The 25,982-nt window shown below is 31.5% G+C and carries 27 protein-coding genes; 23 read left to right on the forward strand and 4 right to left on the reverse strand.

Going from position 1 to position 25,982, the window contains the following annotated elements:
* Complete coding sequence (gene recJ / locus KPL44_RS04750) at window positions 1-1,770, forward strand: single-stranded-DNA-specific exonuclease RecJ (protein WP_216247760.1); 1,770 nt, start codon at window positions 1-3, stop codon at window positions 1,768-1,770.
* Between the two features lie 123 nt (window positions 1,771-1,893).
* Here the strand turns inward: recJ and KPL44_RS04755 are convergent, their stop codons facing one another.
* The 4 genes from KPL44_RS04755 to KPL44_RS04770 all read right to left on the reverse strand — a co-directional run bounded on the left by KPL44_RS04755 (window position 1,894) and on the right by KPL44_RS04770 (window position 3,022).
* On the reverse strand, window positions 1,894-2,076 hold the full coding sequence (locus KPL44_RS04755) for an alpha/beta-type small acid-soluble spore protein (RefSeq protein ID WP_216109206.1): 183 nt from the start codon (window positions 2,074-2,076) through the stop codon (window positions 1,894-1,896).
* 190 nt (window positions 2,077-2,266) lie between these two features.
* Window positions 2,267-2,452 carry an alpha/beta-type small acid-soluble spore protein gene (locus KPL44_RS04760; protein WP_216247761.1) on the reverse strand — a complete coding sequence of 62 codons (186 nt, stop codon included), beginning with the start codon at window positions 2,450-2,452 and terminating at the stop codon, window positions 2,267-2,269.
* A 91-nt stretch (window positions 2,453-2,543) separates the two neighbouring features.
* Window positions 2,544-2,729: an alpha/beta-type small acid-soluble spore protein gene (locus KPL44_RS04765; RefSeq protein WP_171296479.1), complete on the reverse strand. Its 186-nt coding sequence runs from the start codon at window positions 2,727-2,729 to the stop codon at window positions 2,544-2,546.
* Between the two features lie 107 nt (window positions 2,730-2,836).
* On the reverse strand, window positions 2,837-3,022 hold the full coding sequence (locus tag KPL44_RS04770) for an alpha/beta-type small acid-soluble spore protein (protein ID WP_216146285.1): 186 nt from the start codon (window positions 3,020-3,022) through the stop codon (window positions 2,837-2,839).
* A gap of 220 nt (window positions 3,023-3,242) precedes the next feature.
* Between KPL44_RS04770 and KPL44_RS04775 the strand changes: the two genes are divergently transcribed.
* The 22 genes from KPL44_RS04775 to fliW all read left to right on the forward strand — a co-directional run bounded on the left by KPL44_RS04775 (window position 3,243) and on the right by fliW (window position 25,947).
* Window positions 3,243-4,316: an undecaprenyldiphospho-muramoylpentapeptide beta-N-acetylglucosaminyltransferase gene (locus KPL44_RS04775; RefSeq protein ID WP_216247762.1), complete on the forward strand. Its 1,074-nt coding sequence runs from the start codon at window positions 3,243-3,245 to the stop codon at window positions 4,314-4,316.
* A 270-nt stretch (window positions 4,317-4,586) separates the two neighbouring features.
* Window positions 4,587-5,012 (forward strand): flavodoxin, encoded by a 426-nt coding sequence (locus tag KPL44_RS04780; protein WP_216247763.1) that lies wholly within the window; start codon window positions 4,587-4,589, stop codon window positions 5,010-5,012.
* A 242-nt stretch (window positions 5,013-5,254) separates the two neighbouring features.
* A complete protein-coding gene (gene nifJ, locus KPL44_RS04785; RefSeq protein WP_216247764.1) occupies window positions 5,255-8,767 on the forward strand; it encodes a pyruvate:ferredoxin (flavodoxin) oxidoreductase in 3,513 nt (1,170 codons plus the stop codon).
* Window positions 8,768-8,918: 151 nt separating this feature from the next.
* The gene (locus KPL44_RS04790) at window positions 8,919-9,335 is read left to right on the forward strand and encodes a DUF1292 domain-containing protein (RefSeq protein WP_216247765.1); all 417 of its coding nucleotides are present in this window, start codon (window positions 8,919-8,921) and stop codon (window positions 9,333-9,335) included.
* 127 nt (window positions 9,336-9,462) lie between these two features.
* Window positions 9,463-10,107, forward strand: coding sequence for an HAD-IB family hydrolase (locus KPL44_RS04795; RefSeq protein ID WP_216247766.1), 645 nt, complete (start codon window positions 9,463-9,465; stop codon window positions 10,105-10,107).
* 96 nt (window positions 10,108-10,203) lie between these two features.
* A complete protein-coding gene (locus KPL44_RS04800; protein WP_216247767.1) occupies window positions 10,204-11,085 on the forward strand; it encodes an aminotransferase class IV in 882 nt (293 codons plus the stop codon).
* 69 nt (window positions 11,086-11,154) lie between these two features.
* The gene (locus tag KPL44_RS04805; RefSeq protein WP_216247768.1) at window positions 11,155-13,137 is read left to right on the forward strand and encodes a flagellar assembly protein A; all 1,983 of its coding nucleotides are present in this window, start codon (window positions 11,155-11,157) and stop codon (window positions 13,135-13,137) included.
* 11 nt (window positions 13,138-13,148) lie between these two features.
* Window positions 13,149-13,598, forward strand: a complete 450-nt coding sequence (locus KPL44_RS04810; RefSeq protein WP_216247769.1) for a chemotaxis protein CheW — start codon at window positions 13,149-13,151, stop codon at window positions 13,596-13,598.
* A 14-nt stretch (window positions 13,599-13,612) separates the two neighbouring features.
* A complete protein-coding gene (locus KPL44_RS04815; protein WP_216247770.1) occupies window positions 13,613-14,101 on the forward strand; it encodes a chemotaxis protein CheD in 489 nt (162 codons plus the stop codon).
* A gap of 23 nt (window positions 14,102-14,124) precedes the next feature.
* On the forward strand, window positions 14,125-15,195 hold the full coding sequence (locus KPL44_RS04820) for a protein-glutamate methylesterase/protein-glutamine glutaminase (RefSeq protein ID WP_216247771.1): 1,071 nt from the start codon (window positions 14,125-14,127) through the stop codon (window positions 15,193-15,195).
* Window positions 15,196-15,205: 10 nt separating this feature from the next.
* The gene (locus tag KPL44_RS04825; RefSeq protein WP_216247772.1) at window positions 15,206-15,970 is read left to right on the forward strand and encodes a CheR family methyltransferase; all 765 of its coding nucleotides are present in this window, start codon (window positions 15,206-15,208) and stop codon (window positions 15,968-15,970) included.
* A gap of 37 nt (window positions 15,971-16,007) precedes the next feature.
* A complete protein-coding gene (locus tag KPL44_RS04830) occupies window positions 16,008-18,050 on the forward strand; it encodes a chemotaxis protein CheA (RefSeq protein ID WP_216247861.1) in 2,043 nt (680 codons plus the stop codon).
* A gap of 12 nt (window positions 18,051-18,062) precedes the next feature.
* Window positions 18,063-18,662 (forward strand): chemotaxis protein CheC, encoded by a 600-nt coding sequence (locus KPL44_RS04835; protein ID WP_216247773.1) that lies wholly within the window; start codon window positions 18,063-18,065, stop codon window positions 18,660-18,662.
* Between the two features lie 16 nt (window positions 18,663-18,678).
* A complete protein-coding gene (locus tag KPL44_RS04840) occupies window positions 18,679-19,038 on the forward strand; it encodes a response regulator (RefSeq protein ID WP_216122205.1) in 360 nt (119 codons plus the stop codon).
* A gap of 12 nt (window positions 19,039-19,050) precedes the next feature.
* On the forward strand, window positions 19,051-19,452 hold the full coding sequence (locus tag KPL44_RS04845) for a chemotaxis protein CheW (protein WP_216247774.1): 402 nt from the start codon (window positions 19,051-19,053) through the stop codon (window positions 19,450-19,452).
* 136 nt (window positions 19,453-19,588) lie between these two features.
* Entirely contained in the window at window positions 19,589-20,584 is a 996-nt protein-coding gene (gene fliM, locus KPL44_RS04850; RefSeq protein ID WP_216247775.1) for a flagellar motor switch protein FliM, read from the forward strand.
* Window positions 20,577-21,821: a flagellar motor switch phosphatase FliY gene (gene fliY, locus KPL44_RS04855; protein WP_216247776.1), complete on the forward strand. Its 1,245-nt coding sequence runs from the start codon at window positions 20,577-20,579 to the stop codon at window positions 21,819-21,821. The genes fliM and fliY overlap by 8 nt, the downstream gene beginning before the upstream one ends.
* A gap of 147 nt (window positions 21,822-21,968) precedes the next feature.
* Complete coding sequence (flgM, locus tag KPL44_RS04860) at window positions 21,969-22,241, forward strand: flagellar biosynthesis anti-sigma factor FlgM (protein WP_216247777.1); 273 nt, start codon at window positions 21,969-21,971, stop codon at window positions 22,239-22,241.
* A 2-nt stretch (window positions 22,242-22,243) separates the two neighbouring features.
* Window positions 22,244-22,654: a flagellar protein FlgN gene (locus KPL44_RS04865; RefSeq protein ID WP_216247778.1), complete on the forward strand. Its 411-nt coding sequence runs from the start codon at window positions 22,244-22,246 to the stop codon at window positions 22,652-22,654.
* A gap of 14 nt (window positions 22,655-22,668) precedes the next feature.
* Window positions 22,669-24,405, forward strand: coding sequence for a flagellar hook-associated protein FlgK (gene flgK, locus KPL44_RS04870; RefSeq protein WP_216247779.1), 1,737 nt, complete (start codon window positions 22,669-22,671; stop codon window positions 24,403-24,405).
* A 37-nt stretch (window positions 24,406-24,442) separates the two neighbouring features.
* On the forward strand, window positions 24,443-25,438 hold the full coding sequence (gene flgL, locus KPL44_RS04875) for a flagellar hook-associated protein FlgL (protein WP_216247780.1): 996 nt from the start codon (window positions 24,443-24,445) through the stop codon (window positions 25,436-25,438).
* A gap of 74 nt (window positions 25,439-25,512) precedes the next feature.
* Window positions 25,513-25,947, forward strand: a complete 435-nt coding sequence (gene fliW, locus KPL44_RS04880; protein WP_216247781.1) for a flagellar assembly protein FliW — start codon at window positions 25,513-25,515, stop codon at window positions 25,945-25,947.
* Window positions 25,948-25,982: the final 35 nt, after the last annotated feature.

Genomic DNA, 25,982 nt, shown 5'->3' on the forward strand with positions numbered 1-25,982 from the left:
ATGGAGAAAAAGTGGTTACTAAGAAATACATCTAAAGATGTTATTTCACTCGCGAATAAATCAGGTGTAAGTCCAGTTGTAGCTAAGATTTTAATTAATAGAAAATTTGATAATGAAATAGACATAAGAAAATTTATGAGGGCAAGTATAGATGATTTGTATGATCCTTTTTTAATGAAAGATATGGAAAAAGCTATAGATATAATAAAACTCGCAATAGAAAACAAAGAAAAAATTGTTGTATATGGTGACTATGATGCTGATGGAGTTACGAGTACCGTTATAATGTATAAGGGATTAAAACGTTCTGGGGCTAACGTAGAATATTACGTGCCAGATCGGGAACATGAAGGTTACGGTATAAATAGTGATAGGATAAGAAAACTAAATGATGAAGGTTTTAAAATTGTTTTAACATGTGATAATGGAATTTCAGCTATGGAGCAAGTGAAACTAGCAAAAGAATTAGGTTTGATTGTTATAATAACTGATCATCATGAACTACAATTTTATGAAAATGAATCAGGGGAAAGAACCTTTAAGTTACCACCAGCAGATGCTGTTATTAACCCAAAACAAAAAGAATGTAATTATCCATTTAAGAATCTATGTGGTGCTGGTATTGCTTTTAAATTTGTACAAGCATTATTTATAAAAAGTGGAATTGATATGAAATTTGCAAATGAATTTATTGAAATTGCAGGGATAGGAACTATTTGTGATGTAGTGGATCTAGTGGATGAGAATAGGATAATTGCTAAAAATGCCTTAGCTATGTTAACTAATACAAAAAATCTTGGTTTAAGGTGTTTAAAGGAAATGTTAAGTATTAATGATAAAGAGATTAAGTGTTATCACGTTGGTTTTCAAATAGGACCATGTATAAATGCTACTGGTAGGCTGGAATCTGCATCTATATCAGTTGAATTGCTCCTATGTGAGGAAGAAAATAGAGCAAAAGAACTTGCTAAAACTTTATTTGATCTTAATAAAAAAAGACAAGAAATGACTACAGAAAATGTGGAGGAGGTTATAGAACTTATACATAATTCAACTTTTAAAAATGATAAAGTATTAGTAATTTATAAAGATACTATTCATGAGAGTATTGCAGGGATTGTAGCAGGCCGTGTTAGGGAAACTTTTAATGTACCAACTATAATATTAACAAAAGGAAAAGAAACCCCTAAAGGTTCAGCAAGATCTATTAAAGAATATAATTTGTTTGAGGAATTAATAAAATGTAAAGAATTACTTGAAAAGTTTGGAGGACATCCAATGGCAGCGGGTCTTTCAATAAAAGAAGAAAATATAGAAAAGCTAAGGCAAAAATTAAATCTTATTTGTACTTTAACAGATGAGGATATAAAACCTAAGATAAGAATAGACCAGAGAATGCCCCTCGGTAAAATAAGTTATGAAATGATAAATGAGTTAGAACAGCTAGAACCATTTGGTAAAGGAAATTCATCACCTTTACTTGCTGAGAAAAATATTCCTATTTTAAAAATAGATATTTTAGGTAAGAGCGCAAATACAATAAAAATAAAGTGTGTGATATCGGGATTAAATAAGACTATTGATGGAATATGTTTTAATAGGGTAGATGAATTTATAGAAATGTTAAAAGAAAGATATGGAGAAGAGCATATGAATTATCTAACAAACCCTAGAGGAATGAAATTAGACATGATTTACACACCTCAAATCAACGAATATAATGGACGTAAATCAATTCAACTTAAAATTTTAGAATTTAAACTTAGTTAAAGTATCTCCTGCGGAGCTATTAAATCATCTCTTCAGAGCTGTTCTCTTGCGGAGCTGCAATGTAATTAGAATTATAAGGGCACATAGACTAAATCTATGTGCCCTTATTATTATTCTTTTAAATTATAAATTTCTTTCATATTGTTCTACCATTTTTTTAACCATTTGTCCACCCACAGAACCACATTCTCTTGAAGTTAAGTCACCATTGTAATCCGAAAAGTTGACTCCTAATTCTTTTGCAGTTTCCATTTTGAATGAATATAATCCAGCTTTAGCTTCAGGTACTAATTGTCTGTTTGACATTTTAATCACTCCTTCTATAATTTATTTTGGTTATGATAGTATTTTGTGCAGAAATAAGAAACTTATAATAGAATATTTGAGGGAAATTAGGAAAGTAAAGTATTCCAAATGAAAATTTGTAAATAAATCAAATAAAAAAGTTAAGAGGCATATGACTTGCATATACCTCTTAACCAATTAAAAGTATAAATTATAAATTTTTCTCGTATTGTTCTACCATTTTTTTAGTCATTTGTCCGCCTACTGATCCATTCTGTCTAGAAGTAAGATCACCATTGTAACCTTCTTTTAAATTAACTCCAACTTCTTTAGCAGCTTCCATTTTAAATTTGTTAAGACCTGCTTTTGCTTGTGGTACTAGTGTTTTATTTGCCATTGTTAATTCACTCCTTTTATAATTTATTTTCGTTGAAATAATTTGTTATTGAAAAATTTTGAATATACAAATCAACCTATGAAAATTCGAATTATAAGTTTTTTTCGTATTGTTCTACCATTTTTTTAACCATTTGTCCGCCTACTGATCCATTTTGTCTTGAAGTAAGATCGCCGTTATAACCATCTGTTAAATTAACTCCAACTTCTTGAGCAGCCTCCATTTTAAATTTGTTAAGACCTGCTTTTGCTTGTGGTACTAATGTTTTATTTGCCATTGTTAATCACTCCTTTTTAATATATTTTTGTTATGATAATATCTTGTGCATTAATTAGAAATATATAATAGATTATTAGAGGTAAAGAAGGAAAATATAGGTTTAAATTATAAGTTTTTCTCGTACTGTTCAACCATTTTCTTAACCATTTGTCCACCTACTGATCCGTTTTGTCTTGAAGTAAGATCGCCGTTGTAACCATCTGTTAAATTAACTCCGACTTCTTGAGCGGCTTCCATTTTAAATTTGTTAAGACCTGCTCTTGCTTCTGGTACTAATGTTCTGTTTGCCATAATAATTGCCTCCTTTTATTTTGGTGATTACTTGATGATAGTAGTTTAACCGCATAGTCTTTTTTTATATTAGTTGATTGAAGGATAATTTTGAAAATCGTAAGTTGTTTAGAAAATTGTGGATAACGAAAGTTTTTGTAAATACTGAACTTCTTATTCTAATTAGTATATAATAAGATAGTATAAACTGAATAAAGCATGTTTTAAAAGGAGTGTTAAAGTGGAAAAACATAAAATAATAATGACTGGTGGAGGTTCAGCGGGACATGTAACACCAAATCTTGCACTTATACCAAAACTTAAAATGTTAGGTTATGAAATTGAATATATTGGAACAAAGGAAGGTATAGAGAGAAAAATAATAGAGGGTGAAAATATTAAGTACTTTCCTATATCTAGCGGGAAACTTAGAAGATATTTTGATTTAAAAAACTTTACAGATCCTTTAAAAGTAATTAAGGGCATTTTTGAGGCAAAAAAAATTATTAAAATGGAAAAACCTGATATTGTTTTTTCTAAAGGTGGATTTGTTTCTGTTCCTGTTGTGCTTGCTGCATTTTTCAACAAAGTACCAGTGATTGCGCATGAATGTGATATTACACCAGGACTTGCGAATAGGTTAGTATCTCCTTATTGCACAAAAGTATGTGTAACTTTTCCAGAAGCATTAAAAGAATTAAAAAATGGAAAAGGTGTTGTAACTGGAAATCCTATTAGGCGTGAATTGTTCGAAGGAAATAAAATTAAAGGAAACCAAATATGTGGTTTTAAAAATGAAAAACCAGTACTTATGATTATCGGTGGTAGCTTAGGATCTAAAGTTATAAACGAGGTTATAAGGGGAAAGCTTGATAAATTATTACTAGAATATAATGTTATTCATATTTGTGGTAGTGGCAATATTGATAAATTGCTTCAGAACAAAGATGGGTATAAGCAATTTGATTATATAAAAGACGAATTGCCTCATTTATTGGCTAGTGCAGATATTGTTGTATCTAGGGCAGGAGCAAATGTTATTTTTGAATTACTTGCTTTAAGAAAACCTAATTTATTAATACCGTTATCAGCAAAGGCTAGTCGTGGTGATCAAATACTTAATGCAAGATCTTTTGAAAAAAGTGGGTATAGTATGGTTATTCAAGACGAAGATTTAACACCTGAAAATGTAGAAATGAAAATTAAGGAATTGTATAATGATAAAAATAAATATATTGAAAAAATGAATAATAGCAATACTGAAAAAAGTATTGATTTAATAGTAGAATTAATAGAAAAATATAGAAAAAGATGAAGAAGGTAAAATTTCTTCGTTCTTTTTATAATATAAGAGAGAACAAGTGGTTAGTAAAATGTGATAAAATATTAACAATGTTTTATCACATTTAGAGAATATTATTTGGCAAACTGTTCTATAACACTAACTTATTGTGTTTATACAGTATTTTATTTTTAAATATAATGTAGTATTTATAACGAAAAAACCTTGAATATTATTCATATTGATGTATAATTAAATTGTAACGTAGACTATCTATTAATATGAAAGTATGGGGTGATAGTAATGAAAAAATTAACAATAATTTACTTAAGTAACGGCGGAAATGTTGAAGTTTTAGCAAATCACATTGCTAAAGGTGCAAAGGATGCAGGTGCTGAGGTACTACTTAAACTAGTTAGTGAAGCATCAGTTGAAGATGTAACTAATGCAGATGTAGTTGCATTTGGTAGTCCATCAATGGACAATAATAGGATTGATCAAAAGGAAATGCAACCTTTTATTGATAAATTCAAATTGATTCCAGTTAATAATAAAATCACAGGTTTATTTGGATCTTATGGATGGGATAATGGAGAATTTATGAACAAGTGGGTAAGTTTAATGAAAGAATATGAATTTAATGTTGTACAAAACATAACAGTTAACGAGGCTCCTACTGATGAACAATTAGTTAAAGCAGAAGAGATGGGAAAAAGCCTAGTTAAATAAGTTTTTTTTTATAGAAACATGTGGAACTATGAAATGATGAGGTAAGTTACAGAATATGTAGATTACAAGGGTTCATCATGTCTAGCTAACGCTGATAAGTGTTAGCTAGTTTTGCATAAAATCTATTAGAAAGTTATTATTTTGAAGTATAGAGATATTTTAATACAATACTCTTACATTTAATTTAAATAAAAGCGTTTAAACAATTTTTATAATATTATTTAAGAAAGAAGGCTTATTAAATGAGAAAAATGAAAACTATGGACGGAAATACAGCGGCGGCACATGTTGCCTATGCATATACCGATGTTGCAGCAATTTACCCTATAACACCATCATCAACGATGGCAGAATATTGTGATGAACTTGCAGCTAAAGGAACAAAAAATGTATTTGGTCAAAAAGTTAAAATTATGGAAATGCAATCAGAAGCAGGAGCTGCAGGAGCAGTACATGGTTCACTTCAAACAGGAGCTTTAACTTCAACTTTTACATGTTCTCAAGGATTATTATTAATGATTCCAAACATGTACAAAATTGCAGGAGAATTATTACCAGGAGTATTCCATGTAGCTGCTAGAGCATTAACTACTCATGCACTTAATATTTTTGGAGATCATCAAGATGTAATGGCAACAAGGCAGACTGGTTTTGCACTACTTGCATCTAATAGTGTTCAAGAAGTAATGGATCTTTCACCAGTTGCTCATTTAACAGCACTAGAGGGAAAAATTCCATTTGTAAACTTCTTTGATGGATTTAGAACATCTCATGAAATACAAAAAATAGAAGCATGGGATTATGAAACTTTAGGAAGTCTTTTAGATAAAGAAGCATTAGAGACTTTTAGAAATAAAGCATTAAACCCAGAACATCCAGTAACTCGTGGAACAGCACAAAATCCAGATGTTTATTTCCAAGGAAGAGAAGCTTCAAACACATATTATGATGCTCTTCCAGAAAAAGTTGAAACATGTATGGGAAAAATAAACTCATTAATCGGAACTGACTACCACTTATTTAACTATTATGGTGCACCTGATGCAGATAGAATAATAATAGCAATAGGATCAGTTTGTGAAACAATTGAAGAGACTATTGATTATTTAACTGCAAAAGGAGAAAAGGTTGGAGTACTTAAAGTACATTTATTTAGACCTTTCTCAGTAGATCATTTCTTTAAATACATACCAAAAACAGTTAAAAAAATATCAGTACTTGATAGAACTAAAGAACCAGGATCAATTGGAGAACCTTTATATCAAGATGTTAGAAGCGCATATTTTGATCAAGAAAGCAGACCAGTTATAGTTGGCGGAAGATATGGACTTGGATCAAAAGATACTACTCCAGCTCAAATCGTTGCTGTATATGATGCTTTAAAAGCAAAAACTCCAGTAAATGGATTTACTGTAGGAATAGTTGATGATGTTACTAATAAATCACTTCAAGTTGGTGATGCTATTACAACAACACCAGAAGGAACTAAAGAATGTAAATTCTGGGGACTTGGATCAGATGGTACTGTTGGAGCTAACAAGAGTGCAATCAAAATCATAGGAAACCATACAGATATGTTTGCACAAGCTTATTTTGCTTATGATTCTAAAAAATCAGGTGGAGTAACAATCTCTCATCTAAGATTTGGTAAAAAAGCTATAAAATCAACATATTTAATTAGTTCTGCAAACTACGTTGCCTGTGGTAACCAAGCTTATGTAACTAAATATGATGTTTTAAAAGGAATTAAAGATGGTGGTACATTCTTATTGAATTGTATATGGACTCCAGAAGAATTGGAACAACATTTACCAGCTACAATGAAGAACTATATTGCTAATCACAATATTAATTTCAATACGCTTGATGCTGTTGGAATAGCAGGTAAAATAGGTCTTGGTGGAAGAGTTAACATGATTATGCAAGCGGCTTTCTTCCAACTTGCAGACATAATACCAGTAGAAGATGCAGTTAAGTATCTTAAAGCTGCTGTTATTACATCTTATGGTAAAAAAGGCGAAAAAGTTATTAACATGAATAATGCTGCAATTGATGAAGGTGTTCAATCAGTTGTTAAAATTAATGTACCAGAAAGCTGGAAAACAGTTAAAGATGCAACTGTAGCACAAGATGCTAGACCAGATTTCGTTAAAAATATTGCTGATGTAATGAACAGACAAGAAGGAGATTCTTTACCAGTAAGTGCATTTGTTGGAATAGAAGACGGAACATTAATGCCAGGAACAGCTGCATTTGAAAAGAGAGGAATTGCTGTTAACGTACCAGAATGGCAAGTAGATAAATGTATACAATGTAATCAATGTGCATTTGTATGTCCTCATGCTGTAATAAGACCTTTCTTAACTAACGATGAAGATCTTAAAAATGCTCCAAAGACTTACGAAAGTAAGAAAGCTATTGGAAAAGGACTTGAAGGTCAACATTTTGCAATAGGAATAAGTAATGCAGATTGTAGTGGATGTGGTAACTGCGCAGAAGTTTGCCCAGCTAAAGAAAAAGCTTTAATCATGAAACCATATGCAACTCAAGAAGCTAAATTACCAAACTGGAAGTTTAACATAAACTTACCTAAGAAAGAAAATCCAATGGGAACAGCAACTGTTAAGGGAAGCCAATTTGAGCAACCATTAATGGAATTCAGTGGAGCTTGTGCTGGATGTGGAGAAACTCCATATGCTAGACTTATAACTCAATTATTCGGAGATAGAATGTTAATAGCTAATGCTACAGGATGTTCATCTATTTGGGGAGCAAGTTCACCAGCTTCACCATATACAGTTAACAAACGTGGTCAAGGTCCAGCTTGGGCTAACTCATTGTTTGAAGATAATGCTGAATTCGGATTTGGTATGTTCCTTGCAACTAGCCAACTAAGAGATAAAGTTGAATTATCTGCTAAAGAAGCATTAACAATGAAAACAAGTGATGCATTAAAAACAGCTATTAATGAATGGATAGAAAACAAACAGGATGCAGAAGGTTCAAAAGTTGCAACTGATAAAATGTTACCATTATTAACTGCTGAAAAAGATAATAACGAAGCATTAAAAGAAATATTTGCAAAGAGAGATCATTTAGTTAAGAAATCTCAATGGATATTTGGTGGAGATGGCTGGGCTTATGATATTGGATACGGTGGTGTTGATCATGTACTTGCATCTGGAGAAGATGTAAATATATTTGTATTTGATACTGAAGTATATTCAAATACTGGTGGTCAGGCTTCTAAATCTACACCAACAGCTGCAGTTGCAAAATTTGCTGCTACTGGTAAGAGAACTAAGAAGAAAGATTTAGGTATGATGGCAATGACTTACGGATATGTTTATGTTGCTCAAATAGCAATGGGTGCTGATAAAGCACAGACATTAAAAGCTATAAAAGAAGCAGAAGCATATAAAGGACCATCACTTATAATCGCTTATGCACCATGTATTAATCATGGTCTTAAAGTTGGAATGGGATGTACACAACTTGAGACTAAGAGAGCTGTTGAATCAGGATACTGGGCTATGTATAGATTTAATCCAGATCTTAAAGATGCAGGAAAGAACCCATTCGTATTAGACTCTAAAGAACCAACTACTTCATTTAGAGAGTACCTAATGGGCGAAGTAAGATATTCTTCACTTGCAAAAAGTTTCCCAGAAGTTGCAGAAGAATTATTTGTTAAAACAGAAAATGATGCTAAAGAAAGATTAGCAGGATACAAAAAACTTGCTAGTGAAAAATAGTATTTAAGACTTTTAAAAAAAGGGGGATGAATTAAATTTCATCTTCCTTTTTCATTTACACTAATTTAATAAAAATAATTTAAAAAACCCTTTTATTATTTTACTTTTTAGGGTAGAATTAAGATATACTGAAACTAGGAGGTACTACATTATGAATGAAGATAAAAATACATCATGCGGATGTGGTGGTCACGAACATGACCATGAAAATAAAGGTTGCGGATGCGGTGGCCATGAAAATGAAGAAAAGAACGAAAGCTGTGGATGCGGTGGACATGATCATGAAAATGAACATGAAGGCTGTGGTTGTGGATGTGGAGAAGGCGAAGGCGAAGCATTAACAGTAGATTTAGAAGATGAAAATGGTAACGTAGTTCCATGTGAAATAGTAGATGGATTTACTTATAAAGAAAATGAATATGCTTTAGTTCAAAACCCTGAAGATGATTCAATATACCTTTTCAAGGTAATTGGAGATGAAGAAACAGGCGAATTAATTATACCTGAAGATGAAGAGTTTGCAGAAGTAACTGCATATTATGAAGAATTAATTAAAGACGAAAAATAATTCTAGGAGGAGCCGTTGCAAATGCAGCGGCTTCTTTTTAAATTAAATCATCTCTTGCAGAGCTGTAGTATTAAGATTAACATTAAGGCAATAATATTATAAGGTATTTCAAAAGGAGGGAGCAGATTTGAAAGAAAAATTAGCTATTTTTGATGTGGATTACACAATAACAAAACGAGAGACTTTAGTAGAATTTTATATTTTTATGCTTAAGAAGAATCCCAAATATATAAAATATCTACCTAAAAGTATATTTTCATCCCTTTTTTATGTCTTTAAAATATATGATGCTTCGAAAACAAAAAAGACTTTTATAAGATTTATAGACGGTATAGAAGAAAATGATATGAAGAAAATTGTTAAAGAATTTTATGAAAAACGCTTAAGTAAAATATTATATAAAGATGCTATAGATACCATAAAGAAAATGAAAACTAAAGGGTATAAAATTTATTTAATTTCTGCTTCAGCTGAATTTTATTTAAGTGAATTCTATAATATAAAAGAAGTCGATAAAGTAATAGGAACTCGTTTTATAAAAGAGAACGGATTGCATAGAAATCAGATCTTAGGTGAAAATTGTAAGGGTGAAGAAAAGGTGAAAAGATTAAAAGAAGTCTTACTTAAAGAAAATATAGATGTAGATTTTGAAAATTCATGTATGTTTTCAGATTCACTTTCGGATTTACCACTTTTTAATTTAGTAGGGCACCCTTATTTGATAAATTATAAAAAAACGCATGATAAAATTGAAATTTTGAGATGGAAATAGGATTATTTATAAGATATAAAGTATAATAAAAATATAAACATGGAAGATATGACAAATATTAATTGTTATATCTTCAAAATAAGGAGGAGAATTTATATGGATAAGTGTACAGAAATGTATTTTTTATTTGGGGATGAACTTAAAAGCAGTGAAGAATTTGATAGTTATAGTAGTGATGCTGGAAAATCACTATATGAGGTTATAAGAGTAAGTGATGGAATTCCAATATTTTTTATGGAACATTTAGATCGTCTTGAAAATTCTGCTAAAATTATGAAATACAAGGTAACTATTACGAGAAATGAAATTATAGATGGAGTTATTAAATTAATAAGTCACAATAAAGTAAAAGATGGAAATTTAAAATTAGTTATAAACTATAATCCAGACGGTGAAAACCTTTATAATAATGGGTTTAATGAGAAGTTTTTAGTATATTTTGTGAAACATTCATATCCAACAAAAAATCAATACATAGAGGGCGTAAAAACTATTACTTATCATGGTGAGAGAAGTAATCCTAATGCAAAGGTTATTAATAATGAATTTCGTGAAAATGTAAATTTGAAAATAAAGAGTGAAAATGTATATGAAGCAATCTTAGTTGATAATGCTGGATATATTACAGAAGGTAGTAAATCAAATATTTTTATGATAAAAGGAACTACAGTTGTAACCTCAAGAGTTATGAATGTATTACCTGGAATTACAAGACAATTTATTATAAAAACTTGTGAAAAATTAAATATAAAATTTATCGAAAAAGATATTTTTGAAAAGGATCTTAAATCATATAATGGTTTGTTTATTTCAGGGACATCACCTAAGGTTCTTCCAATAGAAAGCGTGGATGGATTTTCTTTTAATTCATCAGAAAATTCAATTATAAAATCAATAATGTTAGGGTTTGATGATGAATTAAAAGAGAATAAACAGAAATTTGTAAAGTTTATTTCGAATAGAACGATAAATAAATAAAACATTCTGAGGCGAGGGATACCACAGAATGATTATGGCATAATTTTTCTATAGAAAGAGGTGGTATAAGTGGATGATAGGCCAGAACTTCAAAAATTTGAAGGATCTAATGTTAAGGAGTGTTTAAAAAATGCAAGTCTTAGTTTAGGTGTTTCGAAAGAACTAATTAAATATTCAATACTTGAGGAAAAAAGAGGTTTATTTAAGAAACATGTTGTAATTTCTATCGATTCTATAGACGGGCTACAGGATGAGGGTAGTCTAAAATTAGACTTTGCTCAAAAAGATGACATTAAAACAGATACTCATAATGAAAAAGATGGAACTATAGAAATAAAAAATAGTAAAATCATAGTAAAAAATCCTTATGATGGCGGTAAACCGGCTGTGATTTCTAATACTAATACTATTACACTAATAGTAAATGGAGAAAAAGTAAATCTACATGCAAGGGTGATGGAAGAAAGTATTATTGAAGTATTTCTAAAAGAAGATGAAGCTAGTCGTCATTTAGATTTAAGGACAAGTCCAGACAATATGGAAGCCTATATTAGCATAAAGTATAAACCTAACATAACTTATAAATTAAAAGATAGTCCACCTAAAAATTCAGTATTAATAGAGTCTGAAGTAAAAGATAAAATTATGCCACCAAAATTTACAGAGGCAGAAATTAATAATGGATTATTAAATAATAAAATTAAATATGGTATTTTGAAGATGGTTGTTATAAAATGTTCAAAAGAAGATGAAGTTTCCCAGTTGGTTATTGCAAATGGGAAGAAAGTAATAGATGCAATAGATGATAGACTAGAAGTAAAGTATAATGGGGTCCCTAAGGATTATAACAATGATGAGGTTATTGACTATAAAGCTATAGGGACAGTTGAAGGTGTAGAAAAAGGACAGGTCTTAGCTATCCTTCATCGTGGTAAAAGTGGAGAAGATGGAATAGATATCAATGGTAAGGTAATAAAGGCTAAAAGTTCTAAAAGTTTAACACTTGGAGTAGGAGAAGGTTGTGAACTTACAGATGAGTTTACGGTGACTGCAACTAGTAAAGGTAGACCATCGCTTAGGGGAAGTACTTTTTTCGTCTATAAAACTTATGAAGTAAATGGGGATGTAGAATTAAAAACAGGAAATATTCAATTTGTTGGGGATATAGTTATAAGCGGAAGTGTACGTGAAGGTATGAAAGTAGAATCAGGTAATTCCATTTTGATAAAAAATAACGTAGCTGAAGCTGATATTGCAGCATCTGGTGATGTTGTGATTAAGGGGAATGTAATTCATTCAAATATTTCATCTGGAAAAGAAGATGTATTAAATTTAGAATTTTTAAATGATATAAAAAGCATGAAAGATGACATGCTCAAATTAATAGCATCCATAAGACAAGTAAAAGGGATAAACCTTATAAGGAAGAATAATAGTGATGGAGAACTTATTAAAATATTACTTGAAAGTAAATTTAAAAAACTCCCTCAAACTGCAATTAAAGTAGTTAAAAGAATAATGGAACTAGAAAATGCTGAAGATGAATTAATATTTATAATAAAACATAAAATACTAAATCTTGCACCTCTTAATATTGTTGATTTCGAGGAATTAAATGATGTTGTGACAATTATAGAAAATAAAATTGAAAAAATGGAAATGAATTTAACACTTCCCGTGGATGTAGTATTAGACTATTCACAAGACTCAACAATTAAGAGTTCGGGTAATATTATTTTTACTGGCAAAGGTGAATATGTTTCAGAGCTTGTAGCAAGTGACAGCATAATATTTAAGGCTGATAAAAGCTTGGCTCGTGGGGGAGTTATAAAGGCGGGTAAAGAAATCAAATGCAAAGTAGTTGGAGGTTTAGGGGGAGTTTCAACAAAACTTATTGTAGAAAAAAATGGGCATATATGGGCAGATCTTGCTTACCCTAACACTAGATTTATTATAGGCGAAAGAGAATATGTCCTTGATGTTCTTAGTAAAAATATTCATGCCTTTATAGATGAGGATAGGGAATTAATAGTTGAGAAATTACAAGGGTAGGAGGAGTAAACATGAAGCAGGAGGATATTAAGGTACTAGTTTTCAGCGTAAATGGGGAACAGTATGCTACAAACATTTTAGAAGTAGAGCGAATATTAGAATACGAAAAGTCAACTAAAGTTCCAGATTCACCACAATTTGTTGAGGGTGTAATAAACTATGAAGATAGCATTTTACCGGTTATAACCTTAACCAAAAGATTTAATCTAGAAGCATCTGTAATTGGCACGGATTCTAAAATAATAGTTACAAAGCAAAAGGATAGTAAGATAGGGATAATAGTTGATTTTGTGTCAGAAGTTAAAGATGTAGGTAAAGATAATATAGAAGATTCACCAGAGATAATTACGGGTATATCTAAAAGATATATTAAAGGACTTATCAAAATTGATGGTAAAATAATTATATATTTAAACATTTCAGCTATATTGACTGATGAAGAAAAAATACAAATATTATAAAATAGGGTGTTGTTATGGAATATAATGAGATAAAGGTAGGAATTGCAGATTTAAATGTAGTGTTTTCACCAGATAAATTAATAACTGTTGGACTTGGATCTTGTGTGGGTATTGCAATTTTTGATAAATATATAGGAATTGCAGGATTAGCACATATAATGCTTCCAGACAGTAGTCAGTTTAATAAAATAACAAATGAAATAAAGTTTGCGGATTTGGCTATACCTATTTTAGTTACTAAAATGATTAATAAAGGTGCGAAGTTAGGTAATATGCGCGCTAAAATAGCAGGTGGAGCGTCAATGTTTAATTTTTCTGATAAAAGTATAATTATGGATATTGGTAATCGAAATAGTATAGCAGTGAAAAATGCTCTGAAAATGCTATCTATCCCACTACTCGCAGAAGACATCGGTGGTAATAAAGGCAGAACTTTAATATTTGATACAACTAATGGTCTACTGTCTATTAGGACTGTAGGAATGGGAACCGTGGAGATTTAAGCAAAGGTAGAGGGTGATATATAATGGTTAAAAAGATAAAAGTTTTTGTAGTAGATGATTCAGCATTAATGAGAAAAATAATCTCTGATATGATTAATGCTGAAACAGAAATGGAAGTTATAGGCACAGCAAGAAATGGCGAGGAACTATTATTAAAAATAGAACGATTGGTGCCTGACGTAATAACGTTGGATATTGAAATGCCCCATATGGATGGTATAACGACGCTAAAGAGATTAAAAGCAGTTAACAGAAATATACAAGCTATAATGCTTAGCAGCAGTTCTAAGACTAGTACAGAGCTAACTATGCAGTGCCTTGAATTAGGAGCCTTTGATTTTATTGCAAAACCCTCTGGGGCAATATCATTAGATATAAATAAAGTTAAAGATGAATTGGTTCAAAAAATAAAATTAGCCTATATGCAAAGTGAAAGCAGAACTACCACGACATTTGAAAAAAAAATCAATATAAATAAGGTAGTATCTAAGAATGCTATAGAGAGACCGTTAAAGGTAGCAGTTCCAAGTATTGAGGCTGTAGTTATTGGAGCATCTACTGGTGGTCCTAAAGCATTATATAAAGTAATAACAGTATTGCCCGATAATATAGGAGTACCAGTTTTAGTAGTGCAACATATGCCGACAGGTTTTACAAAGGCTTTTGCACAGAGGCTTAATTTAAATAGTAAATTAAAAGTTGTTGAAGCCTCTGATGGTGATTTAATCCAAAAAAATGTAGTTTATATTGCGCCTGGTGGATATCATATGGAGGTAGGCCGTGACAAGAAAATACATTTAAATACTGAACCAACTATCTGGGGGGTTAGGCCTGCCGTAGATAAGCTCTTCATATCAGCAACAGCAGTCTATGGTTCCCGGCTTTTAAGCGTTATACTTACAGGAATGGGACGCGATGGTGCAAAAGGTACCGCAACTATTAAAGAGAATGGCGGAATTACTATGGCAGAACATGAATCTACCTGCACTATATATGGCATGCCAAAGGCGGCTTTTGAAACTGGCAAAGTAGATGAAGTGGTGCCACTTGAAAATATTGCGCAGGAAATAAATAAGGTTGTAATGGGGAGATGAGCAAACGCTAATGGATTTAATAGATTTTCAGCATTGGGTCTTAAAAGAATATAGTATAGATTTGTCAGCATACAAATCTAATCAATTGCACAGACGAATCTTGAGCTTAATGTCAAGAGTAGGAGTTAATTCTGTAGAGGAATATATTAGTTTGCTTAAAAAAGATCCTGCTCAAAAACAGAAATTCCTAGATTTTATAACAATAAATGTAACAGAGTTTTTTAGAAATCCCGAAATATTTGATGAACTTTCAAAAAAAGTTAAGTCAGAACTCCCATATAATTCAGGACTTAAAATTTGGAGTGCAGCATGTTCTATTGGAGCTGAGCCTTATTCATTAGCTATGATTGTAGATAATTTAAATTCTCGCGGTAATCATAAAATTATAGCTACAGATATTGATAGCACAATACTTCAAAAAGCGAAAAATGGAGAGTATGTTTATTCTGAAGTTAAAAATGTTCCCAAACAATTTATGGACAAATATTTTGTAGTTAATGGGGACAAATACATAATTAGTCCTCAAATTAAAAAAATGGTTGAATTTAAGAAACATGATCTTATTTTAGATAATTTCGATAACAATTTTGATTTAGTAGTGTGCAGAAATGTAGTTATCTATTTTAATCAAGATGTTAAGGATAAAATATATAAAAAAATAAGTGATTCATTAAAAAAAGGTGGTTTATTATTTGTAGGTGCCACTGAAAGTATATATAATTATAAAGAGTATGGATTTGAAAAAGCATCCACATTTATCTATAAAAAAATGTAGAGTGGATGCATCATTAAGAAATAATGAGGGGGATAAAATGGATACATCACAATATATGTCAATGTTCTTAGAAGAGTCTATGGAAAATTTACAAACATTGAATGAGTCGCTTCTTGAGCTCGAACAAAATCCAGAAGATATAGATAAGTTAAATGAAATATTTAGGGTAGCTCATACTATAAAGGGAATGGCGGCAACTATGGGTTTTAGTCAAATGGCGGAATTAACCCACAATATGGAGAATATTTTATCAGAATTTCGTGAGGGTAAACTTAAAGTAACAGAAAAAGTTGTAACTGTTCTATTTAGGTGTCTTGATACTTTAGAAAAAATGGTGAATAATATTTCTGAAGATATTTCAGAGGATATTTCAATAGACGAGATATTAAAGGATTTACTTGAAATGGCTGAGATTGGTGAAAATCCAAAAGTCGATGAAAAGAAAATTGAAAATACGCCACAAAACACTAGTAACGAAGATATGGGTGAGAGAGTAAGTCTTAATGAATATGATATTGATGTTATAAAACAAGCAAAAGAAAAAATGTATAACGCATTTGACATAAAGATTTTAATAAGTGAAAATACGCTGCTAAAAGCAGCTAGGGCATTTCTCATTTTTAAGAGCTTAGAAGAATACGGAGAGATAATAAAATCTGTACCAGGCGCTGAGGATTTAGAAGATGAAAATTTTGAATTTGAAATAAATTTAATTTATCTAACTAATAAAGAAAAAGCTGAAGTTATTGATATTTTGCTGAATATATCTGAAGTAGAAAAAGTAAATGTTGAAGATGTTGATATTGACAGTACTGCGGCTACTTTAGCTGATAAATTAGTAGAAGTTAAAGGGATTGAAAAAGCTCCTGAAGCTAAAATAGAAGAAGTGAAAAGCAAGATTGCAGTCGACGGTAAAAACAAAGACAAGAAGGAAGTTGTAGCTCATAAAAAAGCGCATCAATCTGTTAGAGTTGAACTGGATAGACTAGATAAATTTATGAATATGGTATCAGAACTTGTAATTCATAGGACAAGACTAGAACAAATAAGTAGTGTTCATAAACTTACTGATTTAAATGAAACTTTAGAACAAGTAGCTAGAGCTACGTCTGAGCTTCAAGATTTGGTAATGAAGATTAGAATGTTGCCACTAGAAGTAGTATTTAATAGATTTCCAAGGATGATTCGCGATATATCAAAAAACCTTAATAAAGATATGGAACTTGTAATTCAAGGACAAGAGACAGAACTTGATAGGACAGTTATTGATGAAATAGGAGAACCATTACTTCATTTGCTTCGTAATGCAGCAGATCACGGTGTTGAGCCTAGTAGTGTGCGAATTGCTAAAGGGAAAAGTCCTGTTGGCACAATTAAGCTTATAGCTTATGCTGAAGGTACTAAAGCAATTATAAAAGTTGAAGACGATGGCGCAGGCCTGGATGTAGAGAGAATAAAGGTAAAAGCAAATGAATCTGGTATAAATACTGAAGGCATGACAGATGCTGATGTTAAAAATTTGATTTTTGCACAAGGATTTAGTACTAATGACAAAGTAACAGATATATCTGGTCGTGGAGTGGGTATGGACGTTGTTAAAACTAAAATTGCTGCACTTGGTGGAACGGTAGATGCAATAAGTGAGATTGACAAAGGTACATCTTTTATTATAAGATTACCATTGACACTACAAATAATTCAGGCGTTGCTAGTAAAAGTTGGTAATGAAACTATGGCTATATCTCTTGGATATATTGATAGAGTAATAGATTATAAAGTAGAGTTAATTAAGAAGACTAATAATAAAGAAGTTATTGTATACAATGATAGCGTAATTCCACTTGTAAGAGTAAATGAAAAAATGGAAATAGAGAATATTGAAATTACAAAGAGGTATATTGTCATTGTAAAAGTTGGAGAGAAAACAGTAGGCCTTTTAGTGGATTCACTACTCGGTCAACAAGAAATTGTAATAAAGCCATTAGGGCAAACATTACACGGAATAAAAGAATATATAGGAGCAACAATTTTAGGAGATGGACTTGTTACATTGATACTTGATGTTGCGGCTTTAGTCTAAGGAGGGCATAATATGGATTATTCTGAGCTTACTACTATGCAGCTTGATGTTCTACAAGAAGTAGGAAATATTGGTGCGGGGAATGCAGCTACTGCTTTATCAGAGTTACTGAATGAAAAAGTAGATATGAGTGTGCCAGCGGTAAACATTATTCCATTTGATGATATCTTTTCAAGTATAGACGTGGAAGTAGTAGTAATTGGTGTTGTTGTGCGAGTACTTGGAGATATACCGGGTAATATATTGTTTACTTTGGAAAAGGATGTTGCACTAAGAATTATATCAGGACTTGTAGGGGAGCAGCAAGAACAAATAACAGAGCTTGGAAACTCAGCACTCTGTGAGATTGGAAATATTATTTCGAGTTCTTTCATGAATGCAATTGCAGAACTTACAAAACTTGAGGTTAGGCCTTCTGTACCAGCAGTAGCACTAGATATGATGGCAGCAATACTTTCAACGACCTTTATTGAATCGGGTCAATTTGATGAGTATGTACTTGATTTAGAAACAAACTTTTTACAGGAAAATGAAAAAATAAGAGGGCATTTTTATTATATACCAATGCCCGGATCACTTGAAAAAATATTAAATTCACTAGGTGTAAATTAATTGGAGGTATTATAAAATGGCTAGAGTATTAATTGTTGATGACGCTGCGTTTATGAGAATGATGATAAAAGATATATTGGAAAAAAACGGATTTGAAGTTGTAGGAGAAGCAAGTAATGGACTAAAAGGTGTAGAATTATATAAGACAGAAAAACCAGATATTGTTACTATGGATATTACTATGCCTGAAATGGATGGAATAGAAGCTGTTAAAGCAATTAAAGCGTTTGATCCAGCAGCAAAAGTAATTATGTGTAGTGCAATGGGACAACAGACTATGGTTATGGATGCAATAAGGGCTGGTGCAAGAGACTTCATAGTTAAACCATTCCAGTCAGATAGAGTACTTGAGGCAATAAAAAAAGTTTTAGGTTAAAGGGGGAGAGTTATGCAAGTAGTTGTATTTAAAGTTAATGAGGAACAGTTTGCAGTTGAAGCATCAAGTGTTCAAAGCATTAATGATATGATGGAAATTACCAATGTGCCTAAGTCTGCAGCTTACATAAAGGGACTAATTAATCTAAGAGGTAATATAATTTCCCTTTTAGATATTAATCTCCTTTTAGATATTGAAAAAGGCAGCGTAGAACAAGAAAATATTATTATTTTAAATCTAAAAGAAGAGTCTGTTGGAGTAACTGTAGACCAAGTTGATGAAGTATTAGAAATTGAACTAAATTTAATTGAAAAGATTGAAACCGATAAAGATAAATCCTATATTAAAGGAATAATAAACTTTAAAGATAGAATAGTCACATTAATTGATATTGGTAAACTTATCGAAAGATAAGAGCTTACAGAAAAATAAGATTTTATAAGAAAATAAGACTTATCATAAGATAAGTCTTATCTTGAGAAGATTTTACTGGAAATTAAAATGATAAATTAAAAATTTCAATTATACTACAGAGGAATGAGGTAGAATTATGGCAGAAGTATTATCACAAAGTGAAATAGATTCACTTCTATCTGCCCTATCTTCTGGGGAAATAGAGCCAGACCAGCTTCCAAATGAAGAAGAAAAGCATAAAATTAAATTATATGATTTTAAGAGTCCTCAAAAATTCTCAAAAGATCATCTGAGAACACTTGAGTTAATTCATGATAATTATGGAAGAATAATATCAAGTTATTTATCTGCACAGCTAAGAAATAATGTAAAGATTCAAATTCAAAGTATTCAGCAAATAACCTATGAGGAATTTATTCATTCAATTCCTAATCCTACTATCTTAACTATATTTAAGATGCCACCTTTAAGTGGCTCTATATTATTTGAAACTAATCCTCAGTTTTCTTTTCAAGTAATTGATATATTACTAGGAGGAATGGGGAATAGGAAGGTTGCAAACAAAGAATTTTCTGATATAGATAAAAACATATTACGAAATGTTAATGCAGGACTTATAGCTAACTTGAAACTTGCTTGGGAAGATGTTTTGGACGTAGAACCAGAGATTGAGGCATTAGAAACTAATCCAGCACTTAATCAAACACTAGCGCCAAATGAACCAGTTGCTTTAATTACTTTTTCGGTGGAAATGGGTAATAATACTACATTTATAAATATGTGTATACCTTATTTAAGTATTGAAAAAGTACTTGATAAACTAGTTGTTCAATATTGGTTTAGAGAAAATGATGAAGAAGTTGTAAATGAATCTAGAAATAGATTAAAAAGTAGATTAAATATAGTAAGTGTTCCAATGACTGGAATACTAGGCAGTACTAATATTACAGTAGATGAGTTTCTGCAATTAACTGAAGGTGATGTAATAACTCTTGATAATTCAAGTGATAGCCAAGTTAATCTATTTGTTGAAGATCAGTTATGTTATACTGGCAAACCTGGTACTATAGGTAAAAACAGGGGAATTGAGATAATAGAGATAATAGATAAGGATGTGGAAAATTATGAGTAACGGCTTTCTTTCACAAGAAGAAATCGACGCTCTCTTAAATGGAGACGGTGCGGATTCAACTCCAACTACAGACTCTGCAAAAGAAGACACTGCAAAAGGAGCGAACTCAGCTGAGGGAGTAGATACTGAGGACATAAGTGCAGAACAGGATATAAAGACTGAATCTATAGAACCATTTGAATTAACAGATAGCGAGAAAGATTTGTTAGGTGAAGTTGGAAACATTTCTATGGGCTCGGCATCAACAGCACTTTCAACTATTGTAGGGCAACCAGTTAATATTGCAACTCCAGTAGTTACGGTAAGTACACTTAAAGAACTAAGAGGTACATTTGAGATTCCCAATATTGCTTTAGACGTTAAATTTACAAGCGGTATTGCGGGTGGGAACCTTTTAGTAATTAAGAATACTGACGCAGCGGTTATAGCTAGTCTAATGATGGGTGGAGATGGCAACATAGAAGGTAAACCAGAGCTATCAGAAATTGAACTTAGCGCTGTATCTGAAGCTATGAATCAGATGATTGGATCTGCTGCAACATCTATGGCAACAATGTTTGCAAGAGAAGTTAATATTTCACCCCCACAATCTAAGATATGGGATGAGGGTACTTCACCCCTAAATGATGATATAGGTGAAAATGAACAGGTCGTTCAAGTAGCTTTTAAAATGACTATAGGTACATTAGTTGATAGTGTTATAATGCAAGTGCTTCCTATAGAAACTGCGAAAAAAATAGTATCTATTATGATGGGTACTGAAGCTGTTGAGGAAGCTGAGAAAGTAGCTGAACCTCAAATTGAAACAAAAACACCAGAATCACGTGCAGAGGCACCACAATATGAACAAAAGAGTGCACAAGAAGCTCCACAACAAGAATATTATGCGAAACCAATTGAAAGACAAGAGCCACAAGTAGAGGTTCGCAAAGCAGCTTTTCAGCCTCTAAAAAAAGCACCACTTTATAATAGTCCTAGAAACATTGATTTAATACTAGATGTTCAACTAGAAATTTCTGTAGTGCTTGGTAAAACTAAAAAGAATATAAGAGATATTTTAAATCTTGGTACTGGATCTTTAATTGAGCTTGATAAATTGGCGGAAGAGCCAGTAGATATATTAGTAAATGGCAAAAAAGTAGCATACGGCGAAGTTGTAGTAGTAGACGAGAATTTTGGAGTTAGAATTACTAGTATAATTAGTGGAGAAGAAAGAGTTAAAACTCTAACAGAATAGATCTGAAATTACATACTATATAAAAAGGAATAAAGAAAATTTATTCCTTTTTTTGTTTATCGTATAAACTTTAAAGAATTCTATACGATAATAGAAGTAGATAAGAAAATCGAGGCTTAAAGATATAAAAAGCTAGGAGTGAAAAAAATGAAAATAGATGGAGTAAAACCAAATGTGATTAATTTTTATAAAAAAAATACAAATAAAGCAGAGGTTAAGGCTACAAAGGTGCCAAAAGATACTATTGAGTTGTCAGCAGCAGGAAAAAGTTTAAGTGCTTTAGCATTAGATGGTAAATCAGTTAATTCTAATGAGAAAATAGTAGATATTAAAAACAAATTAAATAATGGGACCTACAACGTGGATTCAAAATTAGTAGCTAAAAAAATTATTGATAACATGAAGGGGAGAGATATTTAGTTATGATGCAAAAACTAAATGATGTTATGATAAACGAAACACAATCACTTGGGGTTCTTTTACTAGAACTTGAAAATCAACACAAAAATATAGTTACTAATGACATATTTGGAATGGAAGCTTGCGTAAATAAAATTAAAGAAGCAAATAAAAACATAGCTCACATGGAAGTGCTACGAAGGAAAATTACCGAGAATAAAGCTATGGGACCAATAATTGAAGCAGCGAAAGATCCAGAACTTGAAAAGAATTATTATAAAATTAAATTGTTATTACAAGCTGTAGTATTACAAAAGGACACAAACGAGTTACTTATAAGACAAGGACTTAGTTTTACAAATAGAATGTTAAATGTATTAAATCCAGTACGAGAAGCAAAAACTTACAATGGATACGGTAAAGTAAAAAGATAGTAGGAGGTGAGATTATGTCAGGTTTATATTCAACGATGAACGTAGCAGTAAGAGGTATGACGGCTCAACAAGGAGCAATAGATGTAACAACTCATAATATAGCAAATGCCAATACAGAAGGATATTCAAGGCAGAGGGCGCTTATGGAGACTACAACTCCATTTGGTATGCCATCTATGAATAATGCTGTAGGGCCAGGTCAATTAGGTACTGGAGTACAAATTTCTTCTATATCAAGAATTAGAGATAGTTATTTAGATTACCGGGTAAGAGCGGAAAATGGTACTAAGGGTTTATATGATGGACGAGAAAAGTTTTTATTGGAAGTTCAAAGCGTTTTTAATGAACCTAGTGATACTGGTGTGTCAACTTTGCTTGGGAAGGTCTATGATTCTTGGCAAGCACTGAAATCAAGCCCAGAACTTTCAAATACAAGGACAGTAGTTGCACAGCAATCAAAAGCACTGACTGACGAATTGAATAGTAATTATAATCAGTTAATAAGTCTAAAAGGGGACTGCCAAAAGGTTATTAAACAAGATGTAGTGGATGTAAACAGTATGCTTAATCAAATAGATAATTTAAATCAACAAATTAAATCAGTAAAAATTGGTGGAAATGAGCCCAATGATTTAATGGATAAAAGGGATCTACTTGAAGATCAGTTAAGTACTAAATTTGGTATTACAATTGATAAACAAACATATGGTGGAGAAGATATAAAGGCTACGGATATAGCGAATTCATCTCTTGTGAAATCTACTTCAAATGAGAATGTTAATAGATTCTCTTATGTGAGTAGTATTGTGCCAACAGGAGTTACAAAAACAGGTGAAACTGGAACTTATGATGTTACATATTATAAAAATGGGGATATGTCAACAGATACAAACAAAGTAACTATGTCTATGGGGTTAACCAAGGATCAATATGCAAGCTTAGATCAATGTAGAGTGCTTTTGGCAGATAAAGATGGTAATGCTGTCAAAACAGATGGTACTACGAAAATTCCCGATGGTGCTGTTTATAGTGACTTGAAACTATTTACTCCAACAACCGGAGAGTTGAAAGGATATATGTCTGTACAAGCAGATGTAGATAAGTACGTAAATCAATTAAATAGTTTAGCTAAGGGTATTGCGTTTTCGGTAAATGCTGTGCTTAGTGGTGAAGAGGATGCTACTACATCGACCACTACGCCTAATTTTTTCGTGAATAAAGATGATGCTACAATTACTGGGGAAACAGGAATTACAGCAGGTAATATTTCAGTTAACAAATCGATTCTTGATGATGTTATGAGTTTTAATGTGGGAAAAGATGCCGATGCAGGACCAACAGATGGTAGTAAAGCAGTAGCTATTGCACAGCTTAGAAATGTAAAATTAGATATTCAAGGTATAGATGTGAATACTACTAGAAAGACTTTTTTAAATGGAAAATTTGCTGAAAATGCTACTTTAGGAGTTAAAACTATTACTTCATCAGCAAATGGAATGACTACTAATTCTTACTTTACAGATGTCGTTAATACATTAGCTATACAGGCCCAGGAGGCAACAAGAATTAGTACGAATCAAGATACACAACTCTCAAACTTAGAGGAATCAAGAAATTCCGTTTCAGGGGTATCGTTGGATGAAGAAATGTCGAATTTGATTCAATTTCAACATGCTTATCAAGCAAATGCAAAAATCATTTCAACAGTTGATGAACTTTTAGATCTAATTATTAACGGTTTAAAAAAATAGATAATGAATTTATATGTATTAATTAAGGGGTGAATATATGAGAATAACTAATAAAATGCTTGCAAATAACTTTTTGAGAGATAATACAACAAATTTAAAAAATTTGAGTACACTTCAAACTCAAATGGCTACAGGTAAACTAATAAGAAAGGCTTCAGATGACCCAGCTAAAGCTTCGAAGATAATGCAAATATACTCAGATATAGATGCTAATAAACAATATAATGATAACATCACAAATACAACAAATTGGCTTGACATGACAGACACAGCACTTGGGCAGGTAGGAAACGTAACAACTAGAATTCAAGAACTTTTAGTATCTTCTGGAAATGCTGGGTATGGACCAGATGAAAAAGCAGCAATTAAAGATGAAATAAATCAAAAAGTTGGAGAGCTGTCTCAAATTCTTAACACAACATTTGATGGTAAATATATATTTGGTGGTACAAAAGGAACAAGTAAACCAATGGATGTGAAGACAATATCAGCTACTACTGGAAATACTCCAAATACTCAATTAATGTATTCAAAAGCGGATGGTACAGAATTAAATCTTCCGGGCACAACAGATAATACCGATACTGATACAAAAGAATATAACCAAATAAATTCTAAAATTCTAGTTGAAGTGTCTCAGGGTGTAACTATGGATTACAATGTAACAGCAACAGACGTTGTAAACTATGGAACTGGGGATAACAATCTTATGAAATTATTGGGGAATATTACGAGCGATCTTGACTCTAATAATACAACTGCTTTGATATCTACTGATTTGACTGGCATCCAAGCTGTTATGACCAATGTATTAAAACTTCGTTCAGAGGTTGGTGCTAAGCAAAATAGAATGGATAGTGCTTTAGCTAGAAATGAAGACCAAAATACTAATATGACAGAAGTTCTGTCCAGTACAGAGGATATAGATATTACACAAAAAGCTATGGAATATGCTACTATGCAAACTGTGTATACAGCATCTCTCCAAACCAGTGCTAAAGTAATTCAGCCTTCATTACTTGACTATCTATAATAGAGATATCTTAATGAACAAATCTGACAATTGAGAGTTGATTAAAATGATTTTGCTAAAGGAGTGAGTCTAATATGGAGCTAATCACTAAGTATCATGGCGTTCGCGAATATGAAGCTGAAGATGTTATAATGTTTAAAAAAGGTCTGCCGGGATTTGAAAACTTAAAAAAATTTATAATTTTACCAATAGAAAAAAATGAAGTTTTTAGTATATTACACTCAATTGAAAATATGAATGTTGGATTAGTTTTGATATCTCCATTTGATATTATAAAGGACTATGAATTTAAAATACCAGACAATTACATTTTAGAACTCCAAATAATGAAACCGGAAGAAGTATTAGTGTTAACTACAGTAACTTTAAATTCAAATATTAAGAATATGACTACTAATTTAAAAGCTCCTATCATAATTAATATAAAAGAAAAATTAGGAGAACAGCTAATATTAGATAATGATAAATACAAAATAAAGGAACCTCTATTTAAAGAAAGTAACAATTAAAATTGTTATTTAATCCAAAAGCAGCAAGGTGGGAG

Source organism: Clostridium sp. DSM 17811, assembly GCF_018861905.1.
GTDB classification, from domain to species: domain Bacteria; phylum Bacillota; class Clostridia; order Clostridiales; family Clostridiaceae; genus Clostridium_AD; species Clostridium_AD frigoriphilum.

Excerpts from the sequence above, each read along its gene's own strand:
- recJ (WP_216247760.1), top strand. The coding sequence starts at position 1 with ATGGAGAAAAAGTGGTTACTAAGAAATACATCTAAAGATGTTATTTCA.
- KPL44_RS04755 (WP_216109206.1), bottom strand. The coding sequence starts at position 2,076 with ATGTCAAACAGACAATTAGTACCTGAAGCTAAAGCTGGATTATATTCA.
- KPL44_RS04760 (WP_216247761.1), bottom strand. The coding sequence starts at position 2,452 with ATGGCAAATAAAACACTAGTACCACAAGCAAAAGCAGGTCTTAACAAA.
- KPL44_RS04765 (WP_171296479.1), bottom strand. The coding sequence starts at position 2,729 with ATGGCAAATAAAACATTAGTACCACAAGCAAAAGCAGGTCTTAACAAA.
- KPL44_RS04770 (WP_216146285.1), bottom strand. The coding sequence starts at position 3,022 with ATGGCAAACAGAACATTAGTACCAGAAGCAAGAGCAGGTCTTAACAAA.
- KPL44_RS04780 (WP_216247763.1), top strand. The coding sequence starts at position 4,587 with ATGAAAAAATTAACAATAATTTACTTAAGTAACGGCGGAAATGTTGAA.
- nifJ (WP_216247764.1), top strand. The coding sequence starts at position 5,255 with ATGAGAAAAATGAAAACTATGGACGGAAATACAGCGGCGGCACATGTT.
- KPL44_RS04790 (WP_216247765.1), top strand. The coding sequence starts at position 8,919 with ATGAATGAAGATAAAAATACATCATGCGGATGTGGTGGTCACGAACAT.
- KPL44_RS04800 (WP_216247767.1), top strand. The coding sequence starts at position 10,204 with ATGGATAAGTGTACAGAAATGTATTTTTTATTTGGGGATGAACTTAAA.
- KPL44_RS04810 (WP_216247769.1), top strand. The coding sequence starts at position 13,149 with ATGAAGCAGGAGGATATTAAGGTACTAGTTTTCAGCGTAAATGGGGAA.
- KPL44_RS04815 (WP_216247770.1), top strand. The coding sequence starts at position 13,613 with ATGGAATATAATGAGATAAAGGTAGGAATTGCAGATTTAAATGTAGTG.
- KPL44_RS04820 (WP_216247771.1), top strand. The coding sequence starts at position 14,125 with ATGGTTAAAAAGATAAAAGTTTTTGTAGTAGATGATTCAGCATTAATG.
- KPL44_RS04825 (WP_216247772.1), top strand. The coding sequence starts at position 15,206 with ATGGATTTAATAGATTTTCAGCATTGGGTCTTAAAAGAATATAGTATA.
- KPL44_RS04830 (WP_216247861.1), top strand. The coding sequence starts at position 16,008 with ATGGATACATCACAATATATGTCAATGTTCTTAGAAGAGTCTATGGAA.
- KPL44_RS04835 (WP_216247773.1), top strand. The coding sequence starts at position 18,063 with ATGGATTATTCTGAGCTTACTACTATGCAGCTTGATGTTCTACAAGAA.
- KPL44_RS04840 (WP_216122205.1), top strand. The coding sequence starts at position 18,679 with ATGGCTAGAGTATTAATTGTTGATGACGCTGCGTTTATGAGAATGATG.
- KPL44_RS04845 (WP_216247774.1), top strand. The coding sequence starts at position 19,051 with ATGCAAGTAGTTGTATTTAAAGTTAATGAGGAACAGTTTGCAGTTGAA.
- fliM (WP_216247775.1), top strand. The coding sequence starts at position 19,589 with ATGGCAGAAGTATTATCACAAAGTGAAATAGATTCACTTCTATCTGCC.
- fliY (WP_216247776.1), top strand. The coding sequence starts at position 20,577 with ATGAGTAACGGCTTTCTTTCACAAGAAGAAATCGACGCTCTCTTAAAT.
- flgM (WP_216247777.1), top strand. The coding sequence starts at position 21,969 with ATGAAAATAGATGGAGTAAAACCAAATGTGATTAATTTTTATAAAAAA.
- KPL44_RS04865 (WP_216247778.1), top strand. The coding sequence starts at position 22,244 with ATGATGCAAAAACTAAATGATGTTATGATAAACGAAACACAATCACTT.
- flgK (WP_216247779.1), top strand. The coding sequence starts at position 22,669 with ATGTCAGGTTTATATTCAACGATGAACGTAGCAGTAAGAGGTATGACG.
- flgL (WP_216247780.1), top strand. The coding sequence starts at position 24,443 with ATGAGAATAACTAATAAAATGCTTGCAAATAACTTTTTGAGAGATAAT.
- fliW (WP_216247781.1), top strand. The coding sequence starts at position 25,513 with ATGGAGCTAATCACTAAGTATCATGGCGTTCGCGAATATGAAGCTGAA.